Origin of the sequence: Bradyrhizobium sp. BWC-3-1, assembly GCF_032917965.1 — a bacterium.
GTDB lineage: Bacteria > Pseudomonadota > Alphaproteobacteria > Rhizobiales > Xanthobacteraceae > Bradyrhizobium > Bradyrhizobium canariense_D.
On the sequence record NZ_CP136625.1, the window covers coordinates 4,263,563 to 4,282,710 of the forward strand.

Below are 19,148 nucleotides of genomic sequence, written 5' to 3' on the forward strand. Positions count from 1 at the left end.
CAAGGCACGCCGCGCGGCAGGCCGGCGGCGGCGTGGCTTCGACCGGTCAGGAGTGGGCCGGTCGGCTCAGCCGTGCACGATCGTCTTTTCGATCATGCAATGGATGCCCTTGGAGCCGTTGACGGTCTGGGTCACCCGCAGATCGGCCGCCAGGCTGCACAGCGTATAGGCGTCCTCGCGCGACAAATTGCGCCTCTCGCCGAGCAGCACGATCATGTCGCGCAGCGCCCGCACCACGCACTGGTCCAGATCGGGGTCCATCGCCATGGTCATGTAATGCGTCGCCGTCTCGCCACGGGGATAATCGAGCCTGAGGTCCTTGCGCAGCGTCAGGCGAAAGCGGCCCTGAAGCGCGGTCTCGATCGCGGTGACGCAAACCTCGCCGTCGCCCTGCACGCCATGGCCGTCACCGCAGGAGAACAGCGCGCCCGGGACGAACACCGGCAGATACAGCGTCGCCCCGGCGCCAAGCTCCTTGTTGTCGAGATTGCCGCCCATGGCGCGAGGAACGAGCGAGGAGATGCGGCCCCAGGCCGGCGGCGGCGAAACGCCCATCACGCCGAAGAACGGCTTGAGCGGCAGGTCCAGCCCCCACGGCATGCGGGCGACCATCCGGGAACGGTCGAGCGGGATGTTCAGAATGCGCGTCTCGTGGAAATCGTCGGGCAGGGTGCCGGACAGCGGCTTGATCATGTTCCAGCCCCAATCCTGCCGGAGCTGGACGTCGAGGATCTCGACCGCGAGCACGTCGCCGGGCTCGGCGCCCTCGAGCGCGATCGGGCCGGTGAGGATGTGGCCGGGCAGCATGCGCTCGTTCTGGGCATGAACCTCGTGCATCTCGGGCGGAATGTGAAATTTGCTGCGGTCGGGCAGCATGTCCGGACCGCCACTGATGGTGTCGACCGTGACCTCGTCACCGCTCGCGATGGTGAGGACGGGCTTGAGCGCAGCCTCGAAGAACCCCCAATGGCAGGTCTCGGGGCTGGAATGCAGGTGGTGATGGGTCATGTGGCGTCCGTCCGTTTCACAGGCCCGGGCTTGACCAGGCAATCGATCCTCTTCCAAGAAGCTTTTCTGAAGATCGACGGGCGGGTCAAGCCCGCGCGCAACAGGCACGATCATTCCAGCGAGGCTCCCCTGCTTTTTGTCCTGTCCAAGACCCTCGGCGCAGCGGTGCTGCCGATCAACTTGATGATCGAGCTCGGAATCGTCTCGGTCGTCCTGATGGCGACGCGCTTTGCCGCCTTCGGCCGCAAGCTCGCCGCGGCCACGCTGATCCTGCTGGCGCTCGCCGCGTTTTCGCCGCTCGGCAACCTCTTGCTCTATCCGCTGGAGTCGCGTTTTCCGCCGTGGGATCCGTCGCGCGGTGCGCCCGATGGCATCATCGTGCTCGGCGGCTCGATCGACACCGATCTGTCGGCGGCGCACCGCACGCCGGTCGTCGCGCACGCGGCCGATCGCCTGTTTGCGCCGGCCGAGCTCGCGCGCCGCTATCCGAACACGCGCATTGTCTTCACCGGGGGCACCGCGAACCTGGTTTCGACGGACTCCCGGGAGGCCGACTACTCCGCGCCCATCCTGGAGAATCTGGGCATCGCGAAGCAGCGCCTGATCCTCGAGCGGGACTCCCGCAACACCTACGAGAATGCCATCTTCACCAAACAATTGGTGGCGCCGAAGGCGGGCGAACGCTGGCTCCTGGTCACGTCGGCCTTTCACATGCCGCGTTCGATGGGAATCTTTCGCAAGGCGGGATTCGACGTCGAAGCCTATCCCGTGGACTGGCGAATGGGCGGGCGTGACGATCTCTTCTCTTTCACCAATGTCGGCACGGACGGGCTCGGCCGAACCGAGGTCGCCGTGCGCGAATGGATCGGGCTCGTCGCCTACCGCCTGATGGGCCGGACTGGCGAGTTGCTCCCGGGACCGACGAAGGACTAGAACCGTTCAAGAAGCAATAACAGCACCGGCTCACGGTCGCCGGCCCCGGAGGACGCCATGCAACAGCAGAGTGCAGACAGCATCGATCTTGCCGGCCTCGTCGCCGATCTCAACAGCCTGTTGCGGCTGAAGACCACGGTGATCGGCATGAAGCTGTTCACGCGGACCGCGGACATGGAGGCAATTCCGAAAGTCCGGCGGCCGAACGCGGTCCACACCACCGACCAGATCGTCAGCATGGCCGCGCGTCTGGGCTGGACCGTGGGCATCACGGCCGACGATCTCGTCGGCGCACAATGCCGCGCGGTGATCGGCCTTGCACCGCAGGACGAGAAATGGCTCGCCGGCGAAAACTATGTCGGGGTCTGGCACGGCACCGCGGAGGACGCACGCAAGCGCCAGGAGGCGCTGGATGTGGTTCCGTTCGGGCAATATCAGGCGCTCGCGGTCAGTCCGCTGGCGAGCGGCCGGCTCGATCCGCCCGACATCTGTCTCGTCTATGCGACGCCGGGGCAGATGATCATCCTGATCAACGGGCTGCAATACACCGGCTACAAGAAGTTCGAATGGGGCGTGGTCGGCGAGACCGCTTGCGCCGATTCCTGGGGCAGGGCGCTCAAGAGCGGTGAGCCCAGCCTGTCCTTGCCATGCTACGCCGAACGGCGCTATGGCGGCGTGCCGGACGAGGAGATGCTGATGGCCCTGAAGCCGGAACATCTCGCCAAGGCGGTTGTGGGCATGAAGGCGCTGGCGAAGAACGGCCTGCGTTATCCGATCCCGCCCTATGGTATTCAAAGCGACGTCCGTGCCGGCATGGGCGTGAGCTACGCGAAGAAGTAAAGCAAAGGCGGATCATGAGCTCTGCGAAATTCGACATCGTCGTTTATGGCGCGACCGGTTTTACCGGCCAGCTCGTCGCCGAATACCTGACCCAGCGTTACAAGAGCGACCACGCGCTCAAATGGGCGATGGCAGGCCGCAGCCTCGGCAAGCTGAAATCGGTCCGCGATGCGATCGGCGCGCCCGGGAATACGGCGTTGATTGTCGCGGATGCGTCGGATGCGGCTTCGCTGAAGGCGATGGCGGAGCAGACCATGTCGGTGATCACCACCGTCGGCCCGTATCAGCTCTATGGTGAAGAACTGCTCGCCGCCTGCGTGGCCACGGGCACGGATTATTTCGACCTCTGCGGCGAGCCGATCTGGATGCGCCAGATGATCGACAAGTACGAGGCGGCTGCAAAAGAGAGCGGCGCGCGGATCGTGTTTTCCTGCGGCTACGATTCCGTGCCGTTCGAGCTCGGTACGTTCTTCGTCCAGGAAGAGGCCAAACGTGTCTTCGGCGCGCCGGCCCCGCGGGTGAAAGGGCGTGTGCGCGACATGCGGGGCACGCTCTCGGGCGGCACCGCCGCCAGCGCTAAGGCGACCTTCGATGCGGTGGCCAAGGATCTCAGCCTTGTCGCCATTCTCAACGATCATTTTGCGCTGACGCCCGGCTTCACCGGCCCGAAGCAGCCGAAAGGCAACAGGGCCGCCTTCGAGGAGGATCTGCAATCCTGGGCCGCGCCGTTCACGATGGCGCTGATCAACACGCGCAACGTTCACCGCTCCAACATGCTGATGGGATTCCCCTACGGCCAGGACTTCGTCTACGACGAGATGGTCCTGACCGGTCCCGGCGAGAAGGGCGAGGCCAACGCCAAGCTCGTGATGGCTGCCAATGCGGGCAAGACCGGCCCCGACGCACCGAAGCCGGGCGAGGGGCCGTCGAAGGAAGAGCGTGAAAACGGTCTGTTCGATCTGCTCTATGTCGCGATCGCACCCGATGGCCGCATGGTTCGCGCCGGCGTCACCGGCGACCGCGATCCCGGCTACGGCTCGACCTCGAAGATGATCTCCGAATGCGCCATCTGCATGCTGCGGGACACGACTGACGTCGCAGCCGGCTTCTGGACCCCGGGCGCGGCGATGCAGCACAAGCTGATCAAGCGGCTGGTCGAGAATGCCGGGCTGACGTTCGCGGTGGAGAAGTAGAGGCGGTCACTTGCCGCAATCACGGTGTCATCGTCCGGCTCGACCGGACGATCCAGTATTCCAGAGACGGCACCGATTGAATCGAGAGGCCGCGGCGTACTGGATGCCCGCCCCGGTGCGCAAGTGCGCACAAGGCGGGCATGACAGCGTTCGTGCCACTACACCGCCCGCGCGTCGTAGGCGTACATGAACTCCATGCTTTTCGCGCCCAGCGGCAGCAGCCATTTCATCATCTGATTGCGAATCCACGCGCCGGTGGCGCTGAACTCGCGCTTGTTGTTGCCGTTACGGCGGGCCATGGCGACGATCTTTTCCGTGCGCGGGCGCCGTTCGGCCTCGAAGGCCTGGAAGGTGGCGCCGAGCTCCCGGCCTTGCTGCATCAACCGGGCGAGGCGCATCGCATCCTCCAGCGCGAGCGAGGCGCCCTGGCCGGCATGGGGGCTGGTCGCATGGGCGGCATCGCCGATCAGCAGCGAGCGCTTGCGCGACCAGGTCGGCAGGGTGGCGACGTCGAGCGTGTCGGTGACCACGATGTTCTCGGCTGCCTCGATGATGCCAGGGATCGGATCGTGCCAGCCGCGGTGGAAGCTGCGCAGGTGCTGCTTCAGCGTTGCATGGTCGAGCGCGCGAAACATCGCCGCGTCCATGCCGTGCGCGGGTTGCGTGCTCCACCACATCACGCCGTCGTTCGGATCGGGGCTGCAATAGCCGTAGCCAAAGAAGCCGCTCTGTCCGAACGTGGTTTCAACGTGCCGGCCGATCGGCCGGCCATCCAGGACGGCGTGCGGCACGAAGCCGCCGAAGCCGATCAGTCCGGTATCGAACGGCTGCGGCCCGTCCGGGACGACTTGGCGCCGCGTCACCGAGTGCACGCCGTCGGCGCCGATCACGAAGTCGCCTTCGGCCGTGGTACCGTCGGCGAAGTAGGCGATGATCGGCTGGTCGGCGCGATCCTCGATCTTGATCAGGCGCTTCTCGAAATAAAGTGAAACGCATGCGCACCAGGCCTTGTCGATCAGCATCTCGTTCAGCGTGGCGCGGCAGACATTGACCGCGGGCTGGCCGAAGCGCCGCGCCATGTCGCGATTGATCGAGCCGAGCCTCTCTCCGGCTTGCGAATAGAAGTCGAACGATTCCGCGATCGAGCCGCGGCTGATCAGCTCATTGGAAAGGCCAATCTCGTCCATGACTTGCATGCCGTTCGGCGCGATCTGAAGGCCGCCGCCGATGCCTTTCGAATAGGGCCAGCCTTCGTAGATCGCGGACTCGATGCCGGCGCGGCGCAGCAGGACCGCCGCGACGGGGCCGGCGATGCCGGCGCCGATGATCAGGGCCTTGCGAGGACGATAGGACATGGCTTGCTCCCGACGTTTCCGTGGTGCTAGGAGAATTACAGTCGCTAAATCTCTTAGTGACTAAGATATATATCGACTAAGATACGAGGTTTGCCTTGTCAAGGACGAAGGCGCGCGCCGCGCTGCTGCAGGAGCTCGAGGAGGCGATGCGCAGGTCGTCCGCGCAGGGCGTGCTTTATGGCCAGACCGTTGCGAACGTTGCCGGAATCGCCAATTCCGACCTCGAATGCATGGACATCCTGTACCTCGAAGGCCGCGTCACCGCCGGCCGGCTCGCCGAAGTCACGGGGCTCACGACCGGCGCCATCACCGGCGTGGTCGACCGGCTCGAAAAGGCGGGCCTGGTCCGTCGTGAGCGCGACGATGCCGATCGTCGCAAGGTCTTCATTGCCGTCGTGCCGGAGGCGATCGAAAGGCTCGGCCAGTTCTACGTGCCGATGCAGCAGGCGATGGAGAAGGTTTTTGGCGGCTATTCCGACCAGGAATTGCGCCTGCTGCTGCGCTTCGCCAATGAGGGCTACAAGGGCGTGCTCGCGGCGACCGCGGCGCTGAAGGGCCTGCTCGACACGCCGCCGGAGAAACGCCCCGATCTCAAGCTGAAGAAGCTTCGTCGCCAGACCTAGCCTTGTAGATCTGTGCAGCCGCGATCATGCCCCACATCGCGCCCAGCATCATCCAGAAGTGCCGCCAGTGGTCGGTGTCGATCACGAAGCTTTCGCCGACGGTGCCGACGAAGGCGGAGAACACCGCCAGATAAGCGCGCTGCCAGGGCACGGGCACGAAGATGTGCCTGACACCCATGATGACGGTCGTGAAGACCAGCGCGGGATAGCAGATGCCTGACAGCCAGCCGCCGGACATGAAGGCGTTGAGATAGGAGTTGTGGGTGTCCTCGGGGAAGAAGCGGTGGAATTGCAGAGGGCCGATGCCGAACGGCAGGTCGAGCGCCATCTCCGCTCCCAGGATGTGCCGCCCGAACCGGCCGAAGCGGCCTTCGTCATAGCTCTGATCGAAGCTCGCGCGCTGCTTGAACATCTCGGCGGTGGAATCGAACGACATCAACACCGCGATCAGCGCAAGGCCCAGCACCGCGGCCAGGATCGCCATGACGATGATACGCGAGCGTTGCGCGTTGGTGCGGCTGGTCAGCACCATCAGCGCCAGCATGAAGGCGGATGTCAGCACCAGCCCGCCCCAGGCGGCGCGGGAGAAAGCGAGCAGGATCGCCAGCGACATGATGCCGAAGGCGATGACGTTGCGAAACGCCTTGCCGAACTTGTCGGAGACGACGCTCTGCAGCGAGAACAGTGCCGGCAGGATCAGGAAGGCGCCGAGCACGTTCGGATCCTTGAAGGTGCCGCGCGCGCGTCCGTACAGCGTGAGGAGGTCGTCGCCGCCGGGAACCAGGTGGAAGTAGCCGGCGACCGCCGACAGCGAGGCGACCATCGCGCCGATCACGAGCCCGCGGCGGAGCATATCGAGCCGGGCGGCGGTGTCCTCCGACGTGACCATGGCGAAGAACACGACTGTGACCGCCATGTACCAGGAGGTCGCAATCCAGCTCACCACCTCGGACTGCTCGAACAGCGGGATCGCGCTGATCGTATAGCCGATATTGAGCAGGACCAGCATCAGCACCAGCGGCATCAAAGCGAGCCGCAGACGCAGTCCGGTGGCGAAGAAGGTGACGGTGGCCAGCAGCGTCACGATCTCGTAGGGGCTCGGCTCGATGAACACGATCGCGCCGGAGGCGCCGACCAGCCATACCAGCGCGCGCTGGAGCGCCAACACGCCGGGCGCAGCCCGAACCGCTGCATTCATCTCCCCGGCTGTTGCCGCATACGCCATCACACGCTCATACGTTTACGCAACTGGTACGCCACAAATACCGCTGTCATCGCCCGGCTTGACCGGGCGATCCAGTACTCCGCGGCGTCTATTGCGGAAGCGGCCGGCGCCGCGGAGTACCGGATGCCCCGCCCCAGTGCGCAACAGCGCACAAGGAGGGGCATGACGGAAAAATTCAACTCAATACGCGTTCTCGTTCTTGGTCAGCAGCGAGATCGGCGTCTTCAGCAGAATGACGAGATCGAACAGCACCGACCAGTTCTCGATGTAATAGAGGTCGAACTCGACGCGCTTCTGGATCTTCTCTTCGTTGTCGATCTCACCGCGCCAGCCGTTGATCTGGGCCCAGCCGGTGATGCCGGGCTTGACCCGGTGGCGGGCGAAATAGCCGTCGACGGCTTCGTCGAACCGGCGGCTCTGCAGCTTGCCCTGTACCGCATGCGGACGTGGGCCGACCAAAGAGAGATCGCCGGAGAAGACCACGTTGAAGAGCTGCGGCAGCTCGTCGAGGCTGGTCTTGCGGATGAAGCGGCCGACGCGGGTGACGCGCGAGTCGTTCTTGGTCACGACCTTCGAGGCCGTCGGATCAGCCTGATGATGGTACATTGAGCGGAACTTGTAGACGTCGATGCGCTCGTTGTTGAAGCCGAAGCGCTTTTGGCGGAATAGCACGGGTCCGGGGCTGTCGAGCTTCACGGCCAGCGCCACCAATCCCATCACCGGCAAGGCCACGAGCAGCGCGAGGGTACCGACCACGCGGTCGAACAGCCATTTCATCACCAGGTCCCAGTCGGTGATCGGCGCCTCGAACACGTCCAGCGTCGGTACCTCGCCGATATAGGAATAGGAGCGGGGGCGGAAGCGTAGCTTGTTGGTGTGTGCGGAGAGGCGGATGTCCACCGGCAGCACCCAGAGCTTCTTCAGCATCTCCAAGATGCGCGTCTCGGCGGAGATCGGTAGCGCGAACAGCACGAGATCGACGCGGGTGCGGCGGGCGAATTCGACGATGTCGTCGACCTTGCCGAGCTTGCGCGCGCCGGCACAGGTGTCGAGCGCGCGGCTGTCGTTGCGGTCGTCGAACACGCCGAGCACATGGATGTCGGAATCCTCCTGCTGCTTCAGCGCCTCGACCAATTGTTCGCCGTTGCGGTCGGAGCCGACGATGATGGTGCGGCGGTCGAGCCGGCCCTCGCGCCCCCAGGCGCGCACTAGCGAGCGCAGCACCAGACGCTCGCAGAGGAGCGCGGCGAGCCCGAGGACGTAAAAGGCGGCAAGCCAGAGCCGCGATATTTCGCTGCCGAACTTGGCGAAGAAGGAGATGCCGATGAACAACAGGAAGACGAACGACCAGGACGAGATCATCCGCGTCATCTGCCGGAGCTGACCGCGGAACAACTGCACCTGATAGATGTCGGCGGCCTGGAAGCAGACCACGGCGGAGACCGCGACGGCGATGATCTGCGCGGGATAGATCCAGCTGAAGGAGCCGGCGTGCGGCATGACATAGCCGAGATAGAGTACGATGCCGACGAGGCTCAGCAGCGCGAAATCGGCGAGGCGCACGAAGCCGGTGATCACGATCGGCGAATAGGCGCGGGCGACCTTCTGGTTGACGACGTCGAGCGCGGCGGCCGAGAGCCGTTGACGCCGCTCCACAAAGGGCCAGTCAGCCGGCTTCGCCGCGGCGCTGGTCGCGGCATCGAGCATCGAGCGTGCGTTGAGCGGTTCCACGGGCGTCCACGTCCATTCAAAAAACCCGCGGGCCGCGTCCTTGCGTCCCGGGCGAGTATCCCCTGGCGCTTGGGTTATCGGACAAATCGGAAGATTCTCTAAAGCGGGTCTTAAGAATGGTTAGTGATTGGTAAATGCGTCGCGATAGCCCGCGAGCACGCCCTCGACCATCGCCTGCTGCGAGAAATGCGCGGAGATGCGCTCGCGAAGCGACAAGGCGCGCTGCGCTGTTCCCAGCGGATTGTCGAGCGCGGCCGCGATCGCCTCCGCCATGGCTTCCGCGTTGCTCGGCGCAAACAGCGCCGGGTTCTCCGCGCCGAAAATCTCGAGAATGCCGCCGATCTTGGACGCAATCATCGGTATCCCGGCGGCACCGGCCTCGATCACGACATAGGGCATGGAATCGCCACGCGAGGGAACGACCAGCAGCCGCCCCTTGGAAAAGCCGTAGCGTGCCTTGACGTGACCGATGAAGCGGATGGCGCTGGAGAGGCCGAGCCTCTCGACTTGCGCTTTGAGCGCCGCGGTCTCCTCGCCGTCACCGCCGAGCGTCAGCGTGACCTTCTTACCGCCCTCGTGCAGGCGCGCCACCGCGTCGACCAGCAGATCGGCGCCCTTGATGTGCCTGAACTCACCGACATAAGCGAGGTCGGTGGCGTCGTCGGCCATGACGACAGGTTCGAATTCCTCCGGCGTCACGCCGTTGAAGACGCAATGCACCACGCCCTTCGGCTTGCCGACGATGCGCTGATAGGTGTCGCGGGCAAACGCGCTTTCGAACAGGAACAGGTCGGTCGCATCCATCAGCGCACGCTCGAGCCGCGCGTAAAACTCGCCCTTGAGGGTGTTGAGGGGATAATGCAACGAGCCGCCATGCGGGGTGTAGATGCGGATGGTGTCGTCGGATCGCCGCCGCATCCGGATGAAAGCGCCGGCCTTGGCGCCGTGGCCATGCATGACGTCGGGCTTGAGCGTGGCGATCAGGCGCCGCAAGCGAAACCAGACCAGGACATCGTCAGGCGACGGTTCGCGGCGGATCGCCATCCGGTGCACGCCGAGCTTCAGCCGCGGTGCGAGCTCGGCAAGGGCCTTGTCGGCGCGCTCACCGCCGGTGAGACTGTCGGCGAGAATTCCGACGTGATGGCCACGATCGACCTGGCCGTTGGCGACGTCGAGGATGTGGCGGAAGATGCCGCCGACCGGAGCGCGCACGGCGTGCAGGATGCGAAGCGGCTGGTCGGGAGAGGGGGGCATGATCAAAACCAGCGCTCGACGGCGAATGCTCGAACAATCTGACGAAATATCGAGACGGATTAAGAGGCCTCGTGGTTAACAAACGGTGACGGACGCACCTGCGCGAGCCGCCCGACGCTGCGATTAACCCAGCGGCAACCTTAATGGAGTGTAATCGCCCTGGTTGAGGTAGGTTCGTGGCGTTGCGCCTGCGGGAGTGTTCGATGCGTTTAGCGTTCTGGCGTGCCGGCAAGGACAAGGCGGTGGTCAAGCGGGCTGTCTCGAAGGCAGCAGCCAAGCGGGCTGAACTCGAGCCCAGCATTGAAGCAAAGCCTGCGCCCGTTGCTCCGCGGTCGGCGCCAGTCGAATCCGGCGACATCGACCTGCACGCGCTCGGCGCGGCATTGGCGCGCAAGCGCGGCTGGATCATCGTTCCGACGGTGCTGGCGCTCGTCGCATCCATCGCAATCGTCAATCTCATCACGCCGCGCTACAAGTCTGAATCCCGTATCCTGATCGACGGCCGTGAGAACGTGTTTCTGCGGCCCAATAGCGATCGCGCCGAGGAACGGCAGGCGCTCGACGCCGAAGCCGTCACCAGCCAGGTGCAGCTCGTGCTGTCGCGCGATCTCGCGCGCGAGATCATCAAGAAGAACAAGCTTGCGGAGCGGCCCGAGTTCGATCCGGTGCTGCAAGGCGTTTCGCCGCTGAAGTCTCTTGCGGCGCTGGTCGGCATCGGCCGCGATCCGTTCTCGATGACGCCGGAAGAGCGGGTGCTGGACGCCTATTACGAGCGCCTCCAGGCCTACGCCGTCGACAAGTCACGCGTCATCGTGATCGAATTCCAGTCTGCCGATCCCGATCTCGCCGTGCGCGTCGCCAATTCGATCGCCGACGGCTATCTCGTGCTCCAGCAGGATGCGCGCCAGGACCAGGCCCGAAACGCCAGCCAGTGGTATGCCGGCAGGATCGATGAGCTGCGACGGAATGTCTCCGAGGCCGAAGCGAAGGCCGAGGACTTCCGCTCCAAGTCGAGCCTGTTCGTCGGCACCAACAACACGACGCTATCGAACCAGCAGATGGGCGAGGTCAACACCCAGCTCAACAATGCGCGCGCGCTCAAGGCCGATGCCGAGTCCAAGGCGCGCCTGATCCGCGAGATGATCCAGAGCGGCAAACCGATCGAATCGTCGGAAATTTTGAACTCGGAATCGATGCGCACGCCTTCGCAGCAGCGCGTGGCGTTGCGGGCCCAGCTGGCCGAGCAATCGTCGACGTTGCTCGGCAACCATCCGCGCATCAAGGAGTTGAAGGCGCAGCTCGCCGACCTCGACACCCAGATCCGCGACGAGGCCGCCAAGCTCGCCCGCACGCTCGAAAACGATGCGCGTGCCGCCAGCGGGCGCGTTCAGGAATTGTCGGCGAGCCTCGAGCAGCTCAAGAAGCAGGCGACGGCCACCAACGGCCAGGACGTGCAGCTCCGCGCCCTCGAGCGTGAGGCCAAGGCGCAGCGCGACCTGCTCGAAACCTATCTCGCGAAGTACCGTGAGGCCAACACCCGCGAGACCATCGACACCGCGCCGACGGATGGCCGCATCATCTCGCGCGCCGTCGTCTCGAACACGCCGGCCTACCCGAAGAAGCTGCCGATCGTGCTGATCGCGACGATCGCGACACTGCTGCTCTCGTCGGGCGTCGTCGTCACCGGAGAGTTGTTGCGCCAGACCGCGCCCCGTGCGGTGGCGGTGTTCACGCCAACGCTCATGCGGGCGTCGGCTCGCCAGGAACAAATCGTCCAACCGGTGGTCGTCGAGCCCTTCGCCGATCCGGTCGTCGACCCGGTCATGGCAGAACCCGCGCCGCTGCAGCCGGAGATGACGGCCGATGCCGATGTCGCCGAATTCGCGGAGATCGAGCATCTGGCCGACAGCCTGCGCGCCGCCGGAGCCATGGCGAAGAAGGTCACGGTGCTCGGCACTGCGAGCGGCGAAGCCATCACGCTGTCGACGCTGACATTGGCCCGGCACCTGGCGCGCGATGCGCGGGTCGTCGTGGTCGATCTCGCCGCGTCCTCGCCGACCATGGCCGCCGTGTCCGTCGATGCCTCGGCACCCGGCCTCGCCGAACTGATGCAGGGCGAGGCGTCGTTCGCGCAGATCATCACCCGGGACAAGCTCTCGCGGCTGCATCTGGTCATGGCAGGCCGCCCCGGCTTCGATCGCAGCCTGTTGCAGTCGCCCCGCGTGACGCTCGCGATCGACGCGCTGCTGCGCGCCTACGACCACGTGCTGCTCGATGCCGGCAGTGCCTCCGACCTTCCGGCGGAGCTCCTGACGGCGAATGCCCGCGCCGTCGTCGTGCCCGACGCGTCGATGGCGCCGGATGCGCGCGCACTGATGTGCGAGCAGCTCAGCGCCGTCGGATTCAATGAAGTGACGATGCTGAACAGACCGGTGCAGCCGTCGGATGCGAGGGACGCGCCGCGCGTCGTGGCGGCGTAGGCGTTTCTTACCCTCTCCCCCTGTGGGAGAGGGTGGCTCGCCGCGATAGCGGCGAGACGGGTGAGGGGTCTCTCTCCGCGCGTGCCTCTCGCATTTTGACTTGCTGATACAACCCCTCATCCGGCGCTTCGCGCCACCTTCTCCCACAAGGGGAGAAGGTGGGCAGTCGTGCAATGGCGAGAGCTACCCGAACGCTCGCCGCAGCCGCTGCGCCAGGTCGAACAACATCTGGTTCTGTTTCACCAGCCGCTTGCCGTGGCTCAGCGAGGACATCGCCATGGCCGCGAGCTTTCCGCGTGACGTCAGCGGAACGAAACTGTCGAAGATGTCCTGGTCGTCCTTGCAGAACATCCGCTTGTACTCGTCCGAGCCGATGCCGAGGTCGAGCGAGCGGTAGCCGCGCTCGGCGCAGCGGTCGATGATGTAGCGCATCAGGATCAGCCCGGGGCTGTAGCGGGCGTGCTCGGACATCGTGTAGGTGTTGAACATCATCGAGAAGCGCTGGCCGTCGGCGACGCCAGCGAAGATTGCGATCACCTCGTCGTCGCATTCGAGCGCGTGGATGTCGATGACGCGGCCGTCGCCGCGTGGTGCAAGGCAGGCGCCGCGGACGAATTGCTCGACGCCGGGCTCTGCGAAGACGTTGGGCAGCTTCTGTTCGGCCATCCGAGCCGGCTTGATACGGAAGAACCAGTCGAGCAGGCGGGTGATGTCCGCATCGGTGGTCGCCAAATGATAGCGATAGCCGGCGAGCGCCTGGAGCTTCTTCTCCTTGCTCTTGAGGCGGCGGCGGAAGGAGTTGCTGATCCGCGATGCCGGCGGACCGCCCGGTTCCATCGTGAGCAGCGGGCAGCCGTTGATCGCGCTTTGGCGTGGCAAATGCGCGAACGGGTTCTGCTGGTCGTTCCAGTGCAGCGGCTGCTGCGTCAGTGCGAGCACGTCGGCATGTTCGTTGAGCGGCGCAAGCAGCGCGTCGAGATCACCGCTGGCGACCTGCGCTGCAAATTCGGCGTTCCACAAGCCCATGTTGAAGGTCGTATGCTTGCCGCCCATGAAGCAGGCGGTGCGCACGCCGTGGCTTTGGCGCAGCGAGAGCGGCAGCAGCAGCAGCGGCCGATGCTCGGAGTCGCGGGCAATGACGATAAAGGGGCGGGCGCGTTCCTGCTCGCCGACCAGACGCTGCCAGGGACTGAGCAGATCAAATCGCTGATAGGGCGTGAAGAGATGACCGGGCTGCTCGAAGGCGCGCCAGACGGCCTCGGCCGCGCCGAGATCGGTCACGATATCGACATGCGCGATGCGGCCCGCTTTCGACTGCGCTGGCAATTCTGCCGTCCGGCTTTGCATCGCCGCAGCCATGGTCATTCGCGAACCTGTCGAGAAATCAAAAATATGCGTAATTCGGCCTGTGGCCGACCTTTGCAAAGAAATGTCAACAAAGGGTAATGACTATAAGAGGGGACCGGCCGCCGACGGGCGCGAGGTGGGACATTGGCATCCGACGACAGATGGCTGGAACGGCTGCGACTTGAGCTGACCTGGTTCACGGGCCAGGCTGCGCTGCGCAGTCGTGGAGCCGGCGCCATCCTGCGCTTTGCGCATGTGCGGTCGCGCCGGCGCGGCGGGTTTCAGCCGCTGCGCGAGAACGAGATCACGCCGCATTTCCTCGATCGCGCCATTCGCGCGCTGAAGCGGTGGAACTATGATTTCGTCGGCATGGACGAGGTCTGCCGGCGCGCGGTGACGCTGTCGAAACAGCGGCGCTTCGTGGCACTCACCTTCGACGGCGCCGGCAAGGATCTGATCGACTTTGCCTATCCGGTGCTGGCGCGCCACGCCGTGCCCTTCACGATCTATGTGCCCACGGCGTTTCCCGACGGCGTCGGTGAGGCCTGGTGGCTCGGACTTGAACAGGTGATCGCGCGCGAGAGCCGTGTCAGTCTCTTGATGGGCGAGAAGGAGCAGCGCTTCACTGTGACTGGCAACGCGGAGAAGCAGGCGCTGTTTTCGTTCCTCGAGGCCTGGCTGCGCTCGCTGCCGCCGGCGGATGTGTCGGCTGCGATCGCAGACCTCTGCACGCGCTACCGGGTCGACCTTGCCGCGCTCTCACGCGAGGCATCGATGAATTGGGAGGATCTGGCAAGGCTTTCGGCCGATCCGCTGGTGACAATCGGCAGTGCGACCGTGAACTATCCCGTTCTCGCCAACATGAAGGATGCGGCCGCGCTGCGCGAGATGACGATGGGCAAGGCAGTCGCGGAAGCGGCCTTCGATCGCGACATCCGGCATCTCGCCTTTCCGTTCGGTGATCGCGCCTCGTTCCGGCGCAGCCATGTCATCATGGCGGAGGAGGCCGGTTTTGCCAGCGCGGTGACGACGATCCCGGGCGTGGTGGACGCGGAGGGACGCACCAATCTGCGCGCGCTGCCGCGCATTTCCTGGGATGGCCGGGTGCGCTCGCTGCGCATGATGCGGGTGCTGGTGTCGGGGGTCGCTTTTGCGCCGGTGAAGCCGACCGGGACTGCTGCGACCTAGAAGCGCTACGAACTGGAAGCGCTACGAACTCGACTTGGCCCGATCGGGCCGCTGCATCCAGCTCACGATCGGCATCGCCGGCAGCACCCAGCCCATGCCGACCACCACGTAGTAGATCGCCTGCCGCCAGCCGGATTCGGCGATCCACGGCATCTGCGCCAGCGCCATGCCGAGCAGTGCCCAGACGGTGGCGAGCACCAGGAGCAGGATGGTGCCGAGGAACTTGCGGGTGCGGATCGTCATGACGGAATATCGCGGCTTTCGCGTAACTTGCGCTGCGGGAGCGGGGGACTATAAGGGGCACGCAGTCCGGTTCAAGCTCTGGTTTTGCCTCGAATGACGACGAATTCCGCCCCGTCCGAGCCGTATCGCGCCGTGCGCTGGTGGCTGATCTCAGTGGCTGCGCTGATCGCGCTGATGGTGCTGGTCGGGGGCGCGACGCGGCTGACGGAATCCGGGCTCTCGATCGTCGAATGGAAGCCGGTCACGGGCAGCGTGCCACCACTTTCGGAAGCGCAGTGGACGGCGGCCTTCGAGGCCTACAAGACGATCCCGCAATATCGCGAGCTCAACGCCGGCATGAGCCTGTCCGAGTTCAAGCAGATCTTCTGGTGGGAATGGAGCCACCGGCTGCTCGGCCGTTTCATCGGCGTCGCCTATCTGTTGCCGTTCCTGTTCTTCCTCTGGCGCGGCGGCCTGTCCGGTGAGTTGAAGCGGCGGCTGTGGCTGTTGTTCGCGCTCGGCGGCCTCCAGGGCGCGGTCGGCTGGTGGATGGTGGCCTCGGGGCTGTCCGAACGCGTCGAGGTGTCGCAATATCGGCTGGCGACACATCTTATGCTCGCGCTCGTGATCTTCGCCGGCATCGTCTGGACGGTGCGGCGGCTCGCCGGGCGTCCGCAGATCGCAGCATCGTCGCGGCTGCGCTTTACCAGCGCCTTGCTCCTCGCGGTGACCTTTATCCAGATCTATTTTGGTGCTCTGGTTGCGGGCCTGCGCGCCGGCCGCGCCTACAACACCTGGCCGCAGATCGACGGCGCGTTCATTCCCTCAGGGGAGCGGCTGTGGTTCGAGACGCCGTGGTGGCGCAACATGTTCGACAATGTGCTGACGGTGCAGTTCGAGCACCGGATGACGGCCTATGCGCTGTTCGCGCTGGCGGCGTTGCACGCGTTCGACGCCGTGCGTTCACGCGCGGGTTCGGCGGCAAGCGGCGCGCTTTTGCTGCTGGGCGCGGTCAGCCTGCAAGCATTGCTCGGCATCCTCACGCTGCTCAACCAGGTGCCGATCGATCTCGCGCTCGCGCATCAGGCAGTCGCCATCGTGGTGCTGACGCTTGCGGTGATGCAGACAGAGCGGCTCGCGACGCGTGGCGCAACCGAAGCGCAGCCGCGCGCCGTTCCCGTCGGTCAGGCCGGCTGATCGGATCTGCTCTTCAGCAATAGCCGTAGATGCCGCACGAGTAGGGCAGGCGCCAGAAATAATCGACCTGCTTCCCGCCGTAATACGCGCCCTGGTAATCGTAGTCCCAGGGGCGGCCGTAATAGCCCGGCAGCGTGTGGGAGCCCGGGAGCAGTGGCGTACCCGGCAAATTGCGGATGTAGCTGCCGATGCCGTAGGCCGGCGAGATCAGCGCATCCGGATCGGTCTCGACATAGACCTGCGGCGGCTCCTGCGGCGGAGCGGCCGCCCGCCGCTTTGGCGTGGCCGGCAGATCGGCGGCGAACGCAGCTGAGACTGTCAACATCGCCGCAAGGGCAGGCACCATCCAGCGCAGCATCGTCGGCTCCGAATCAAAGGGGGCGATCCAGTGACGATGTATGCGGCAGATATGGTTAATGACTGTTAACTGGAGCCGGACTCCCGGGGCACATCAAAGCGCCCCGGAATGTCCAGGACAGCTACGTGCCCAGTGCCTGTTCCAGATCGGCGATCAAATCTTCCTTGTCCTCGATGCCGATCGAGAGCCGCACCACGTCGGGGCCGGCGCCGGACTTGACCTTGGCGGCGTCGTCGAGCTGGCTGTGCGTGGTCGAGGCCGGATGGATGACCAGCGAGCGGGTGTCGCCGACATTGGCCAGATGCGAGAACAGCTGCAACTTCGACACCAGGCTGACGCCGGCATCGTAGCCGCCCTTCAGGCTGAAGGTGAACACGGCGCCGGCACCCTTCGGCGCGTATTTGCGCGCGAGCTGGTTGTACTTGTCGCATGCAAGGCCCGCATAGTTCACCGCGGCCACCGCCGGATGGCCGGCGAGGAATTCGGCGACCGCTTTCGCATTGTCGCAGTGCTTCTGCATGCGCAGCGGCAATGTCTCGATGCCGGTGAGGATCATGAAGGCGTTGAACGGCGACAGCGCGGGTCCGAGGTCGCGCAGGCCGAGCACGCGGCAGGCGATCGCGAAGGCGAAATTGCCAAACGTCTCCTGGAGCCGGATGCCGTGATATTCGGGCCGCGGCTCCGATAGCATCGGATATTTGCCGCCTGTCGACCAGTCGAAAGTGCCGGCATCGACGATGATGCCGCCGATCGAATTGCCGTGGCCGCCGAGAAATTTCGTCAGCGAGTGCACGACGATGTCGGCGCCGTGGTCGATCGGGCGGATCAGATAGGGCGAGGCCAGCGTATTGTCGACGATCAGCGGGACGCCCGCCTTGCGCGCCACCGTCGAGATCGCCTCGATGTCGGTGATGCTGCCGGCGGGATTGGCGATGGACTCGATGAAGATCGCTTTCGTGCGCGGCGTGACCGCGCGTTCGAAGCTCGCGATGTCGTCGGGATCGGCCCACACCACGTTCCAGCCGAAGCTCTTGAACGCGTGGGTGAACTGGTTGATGGAGCCGCCATAGAGCTTTCGCGCGGCGATGAACTCGTCGCCGGGCTGGAGCAATTGCTGCAACACCACGACCTGCGCGGCATGGCCCGAGGCCACCGCCAGCGCGGCCGTGCCGCCTTCGAGCGCCGCGACGCGCTCTTCCAGCACGGCGTTGGTGGGATTGCCGATGCGGGTATAGATGTTGCCGAACGCCTGCAGGCCGAACAGAGAGGCGGCGTGGTCGGCATCGTTGAAGACGAACGACGTCGTTTGATATATCGGAGTCGCGCGCGCACCGGTGGTGGGATCGGGCTGTGCACCGGCATGCACGGCGAGGGTCGAAAATCCCGGAAGGCGATCGCTCATTGAGGGCGTCCTGTTCTCGTGGTCTGAAATCGCGCGGCATGCTGATTGGCGCCGCGGCTGCCGTCAAGGCGCGGCTTCACATCGGAACGATCGTGCTACGCATTGTCGCGTTCGCGAATGAAACCTTCGCAATTGCGTCAGCTTTGCTCGGTCTTGTTTTTGGCGGCGCGGTCCGATGCCGCAGTGTCGCCGCCGCCGACACTCATCCGATTGAGGGATAGCCGCATGCCCTGCGTCGGTACCGGAGCGCGTTTGGAGCTCAGCGTGCGCGAATTGACGCCCATCCACGAGATCTCCGACGACAGGCGGCCATATTCGATCTTGGGGCAGCGGTTCATCACCACCTTGATACCGACCGATTCCGCCTTCAGCGCCGCCGCATCGTCGCGCGCCCCCAACTGCATCCAGATCACCATCGGCAGCGGATCGAGCGTGAGGGCTTCCTCGACCACCGGCATGATGTGGCTGGAGTTGCGGAAAATGTCGATCATGTCGACCGGACGGCCGATGTCGGACAGCGAGGCGACGAAGGGTTTTCCGAGCAGCTCCTTGCCGACATGGCCGGGATTAACCGGAATCATGTCGTAGCCGCGCTGGGCCAGATATTTGAACGCGAAATAACTCGGCCGCACGTTGGCAGGCGAAGCGCCGACCATCGCGATCGACTTCACGTTGTTGAGGATGCCCCGGATGTAATTGTCGGGATAGGCGTCGTGGTTCATTGGCTCATCTTTTCGGGCTCATCTTTCGCCGTCATTGCGAGGAGCGAAGCGACGAAGCAATCCAGTCTGT

General features: G+C 64.9%; 17 protein-coding genes. 7 read left to right on the top strand and 10 right to left on the bottom strand.

Annotated elements, in window-relative coordinates:
* Positions 1 to 66: 66 nt before the first annotated feature.
* Positions 67 to 1,008 (bottom strand): acetamidase/formamidase family protein, encoded by a 942-nt coding sequence (locus RX329_RS20685; RefSeq protein ID WP_018455138.1) that lies wholly within the window; start codon positions 1,006 to 1,008, stop codon positions 67 to 69.
* A gap of 165 nt (positions 1,009 to 1,173) precedes the next feature.
* On the opposite strand from RX329_RS20685, the gene RX329_RS20690 reads away from it, so the two are divergent.
* Genes RX329_RS20690 through RX329_RS20700 form a run of 3 tightly spaced genes read left to right on the top strand, consistent with a single transcriptional unit; the run spans position 1,174 to position 3,974 of the window.
* Positions 1,174 to 1,941 carry a YdcF family protein gene (locus tag RX329_RS20690; RefSeq protein ID WP_162496324.1) on the top strand — a complete coding sequence of 256 codons (768 nt, stop codon included), beginning with the start codon at positions 1,174 to 1,176 and terminating at the stop codon, positions 1,939 to 1,941.
* Between the two features lie 57 nt (positions 1,942 to 1,998).
* The gene (locus RX329_RS20695) at positions 1,999 to 2,781 is read left to right on the top strand and encodes a DUF169 domain-containing protein (RefSeq protein ID WP_085353389.1); all 783 of its coding nucleotides are present in this window, start codon (positions 1,999 to 2,001) and stop codon (positions 2,779 to 2,781) included.
* 14 nt (positions 2,782 to 2,795) lie between these two features.
* On the top strand, positions 2,796 to 3,974 hold the full coding sequence (locus tag RX329_RS20700) for a saccharopine dehydrogenase family protein (RefSeq protein ID WP_085353387.1): 1,179 nt from the start codon (positions 2,796 to 2,798) through the stop codon (positions 3,972 to 3,974).
* 158 nt (positions 3,975 to 4,132) lie between these two features.
* Here RX329_RS20700 and RX329_RS20705 read toward each other — a convergent pair whose 3' ends face one another.
* Positions 4,133 to 5,329, bottom strand: coding sequence for an FAD-dependent monooxygenase (locus tag RX329_RS20705; RefSeq protein ID WP_085394855.1), 1,197 nt, complete (start codon positions 5,327 to 5,329; stop codon positions 4,133 to 4,135).
* A gap of 146 nt (positions 5,330 to 5,475) precedes the next feature.
* On the opposite strand from RX329_RS20705, the gene RX329_RS20710 reads away from it, so the two are divergent.
* Entirely contained in the window at positions 5,476 to 5,952 is a 477-nt protein-coding gene (locus RX329_RS20710) for a MarR family winged helix-turn-helix transcriptional regulator (RefSeq protein WP_051112981.1), read from the top strand.
* Here the strand turns inward: RX329_RS20710 and RX329_RS20715 are convergent.
* From RX329_RS20715 to RX329_RS20725, 3 genes are all read right to left on the bottom strand, one after another.
* A complete protein-coding gene (locus RX329_RS20715) occupies positions 5,921 to 7,177 on the bottom strand; it encodes an O-antigen ligase family protein (RefSeq protein WP_026232883.1) in 1,257 nt (418 codons plus the stop codon). The genes RX329_RS20710 and RX329_RS20715 overlap by 32 nt on opposite strands.
* A 180-nt stretch (positions 7,178 to 7,357) precedes the next feature.
* Complete coding sequence (locus RX329_RS20720; protein ID WP_317246356.1) at positions 7,358 to 8,908, bottom strand: undecaprenyl-phosphate glucose phosphotransferase; 1,551 nt, start codon at positions 8,906 to 8,908, stop codon at positions 7,358 to 7,360.
* 120 nt (positions 8,909 to 9,028) lie between these two features.
* Positions 9,029 to 10,162: a glycosyltransferase family 4 protein gene (locus RX329_RS20725; RefSeq protein ID WP_085353585.1), complete on the bottom strand. Its 1,134-nt coding sequence runs from the start codon at positions 10,160 to 10,162 to the stop codon at positions 9,029 to 9,031.
* 203 nt (positions 10,163 to 10,365) lie between these two features.
* Here RX329_RS20725 and RX329_RS20730 point away from each other — a divergent pair, with 203 nt between their 5' ends.
* The gene (locus RX329_RS20730; RefSeq protein ID WP_085353383.1) at positions 10,366 to 12,642 is read left to right on the top strand and encodes a GumC family protein; all 2,277 of its coding nucleotides are present in this window, start codon (positions 10,366 to 10,368) and stop codon (positions 12,640 to 12,642) included.
* 183 nt (positions 12,643 to 12,825) lie between these two features.
* On the opposite strand, the gene RX329_RS20735 is transcribed toward RX329_RS20730, so the two are convergent.
* Positions 12,826 to 14,007, bottom strand: a complete 1,182-nt coding sequence (locus tag RX329_RS20735; RefSeq protein ID WP_317246357.1) for a GNAT family N-acetyltransferase — start codon at positions 14,005 to 14,007, stop codon at positions 12,826 to 12,828.
* Positions 14,008 to 14,133: 126 nt separating this feature from the next.
* Between RX329_RS20735 and RX329_RS20740 the strand changes: the two genes are divergently transcribed.
* On the top strand, positions 14,134 to 15,177 hold the full coding sequence (locus RX329_RS20740; RefSeq protein ID WP_094183547.1) for a polysaccharide deacetylase family protein: 1,044 nt from the start codon (positions 14,134 to 14,136) through the stop codon (positions 15,175 to 15,177).
* 21 nt (positions 15,178 to 15,198) lie between these two features.
* Here the strand turns inward: RX329_RS20740 and RX329_RS20745 are convergent, their stop codons facing one another.
* Positions 15,199 to 15,420, bottom strand: coding sequence for a DUF2842 domain-containing protein (locus tag RX329_RS20745; RefSeq protein ID WP_007603477.1), 222 nt, complete (start codon positions 15,418 to 15,420; stop codon positions 15,199 to 15,201).
* A gap of 93 nt (positions 15,421 to 15,513) precedes the next feature.
* Here RX329_RS20745 and RX329_RS20750 point away from each other — a divergent pair, with 93 nt between their 5' ends.
* Positions 15,514 to 16,596, top strand: a complete 1,083-nt coding sequence (locus RX329_RS20750; protein ID WP_085353379.1) for a COX15/CtaA family protein — start codon at positions 15,514 to 15,516, stop codon at positions 16,594 to 16,596.
* Positions 16,597 to 16,609: 13 nt separating this feature from the next.
* Here RX329_RS20750 and RX329_RS20755 read toward each other — a convergent pair whose 3' ends face one another.
* The 3 genes from RX329_RS20755 to RX329_RS20765 form a co-directional block, all read right to left on the bottom strand.
* Positions 16,610 to 16,954: a hypothetical protein gene (locus RX329_RS20755; RefSeq protein ID WP_085353377.1), complete on the bottom strand. Its 345-nt coding sequence runs from the start codon at positions 16,952 to 16,954 to the stop codon at positions 16,610 to 16,612.
* 121 nt (positions 16,955 to 17,075) lie between these two features.
* On the bottom strand, positions 17,076 to 18,356 hold the full coding sequence (locus RX329_RS20760) for an O-acetylhomoserine aminocarboxypropyltransferase (RefSeq protein ID WP_317246358.1): 1,281 nt from the start codon (positions 18,354 to 18,356) through the stop codon (positions 17,076 to 17,078).
* A gap of 137 nt (positions 18,357 to 18,493) precedes the next feature.
* On the bottom strand, positions 18,494 to 19,078 hold the full coding sequence (locus RX329_RS20765) for a CoA-binding protein (protein ID WP_018455123.1): 585 nt from the start codon (positions 19,076 to 19,078) through the stop codon (positions 18,494 to 18,496).
* Positions 19,079 to 19,148 lie beyond the last annotated feature (70 nt).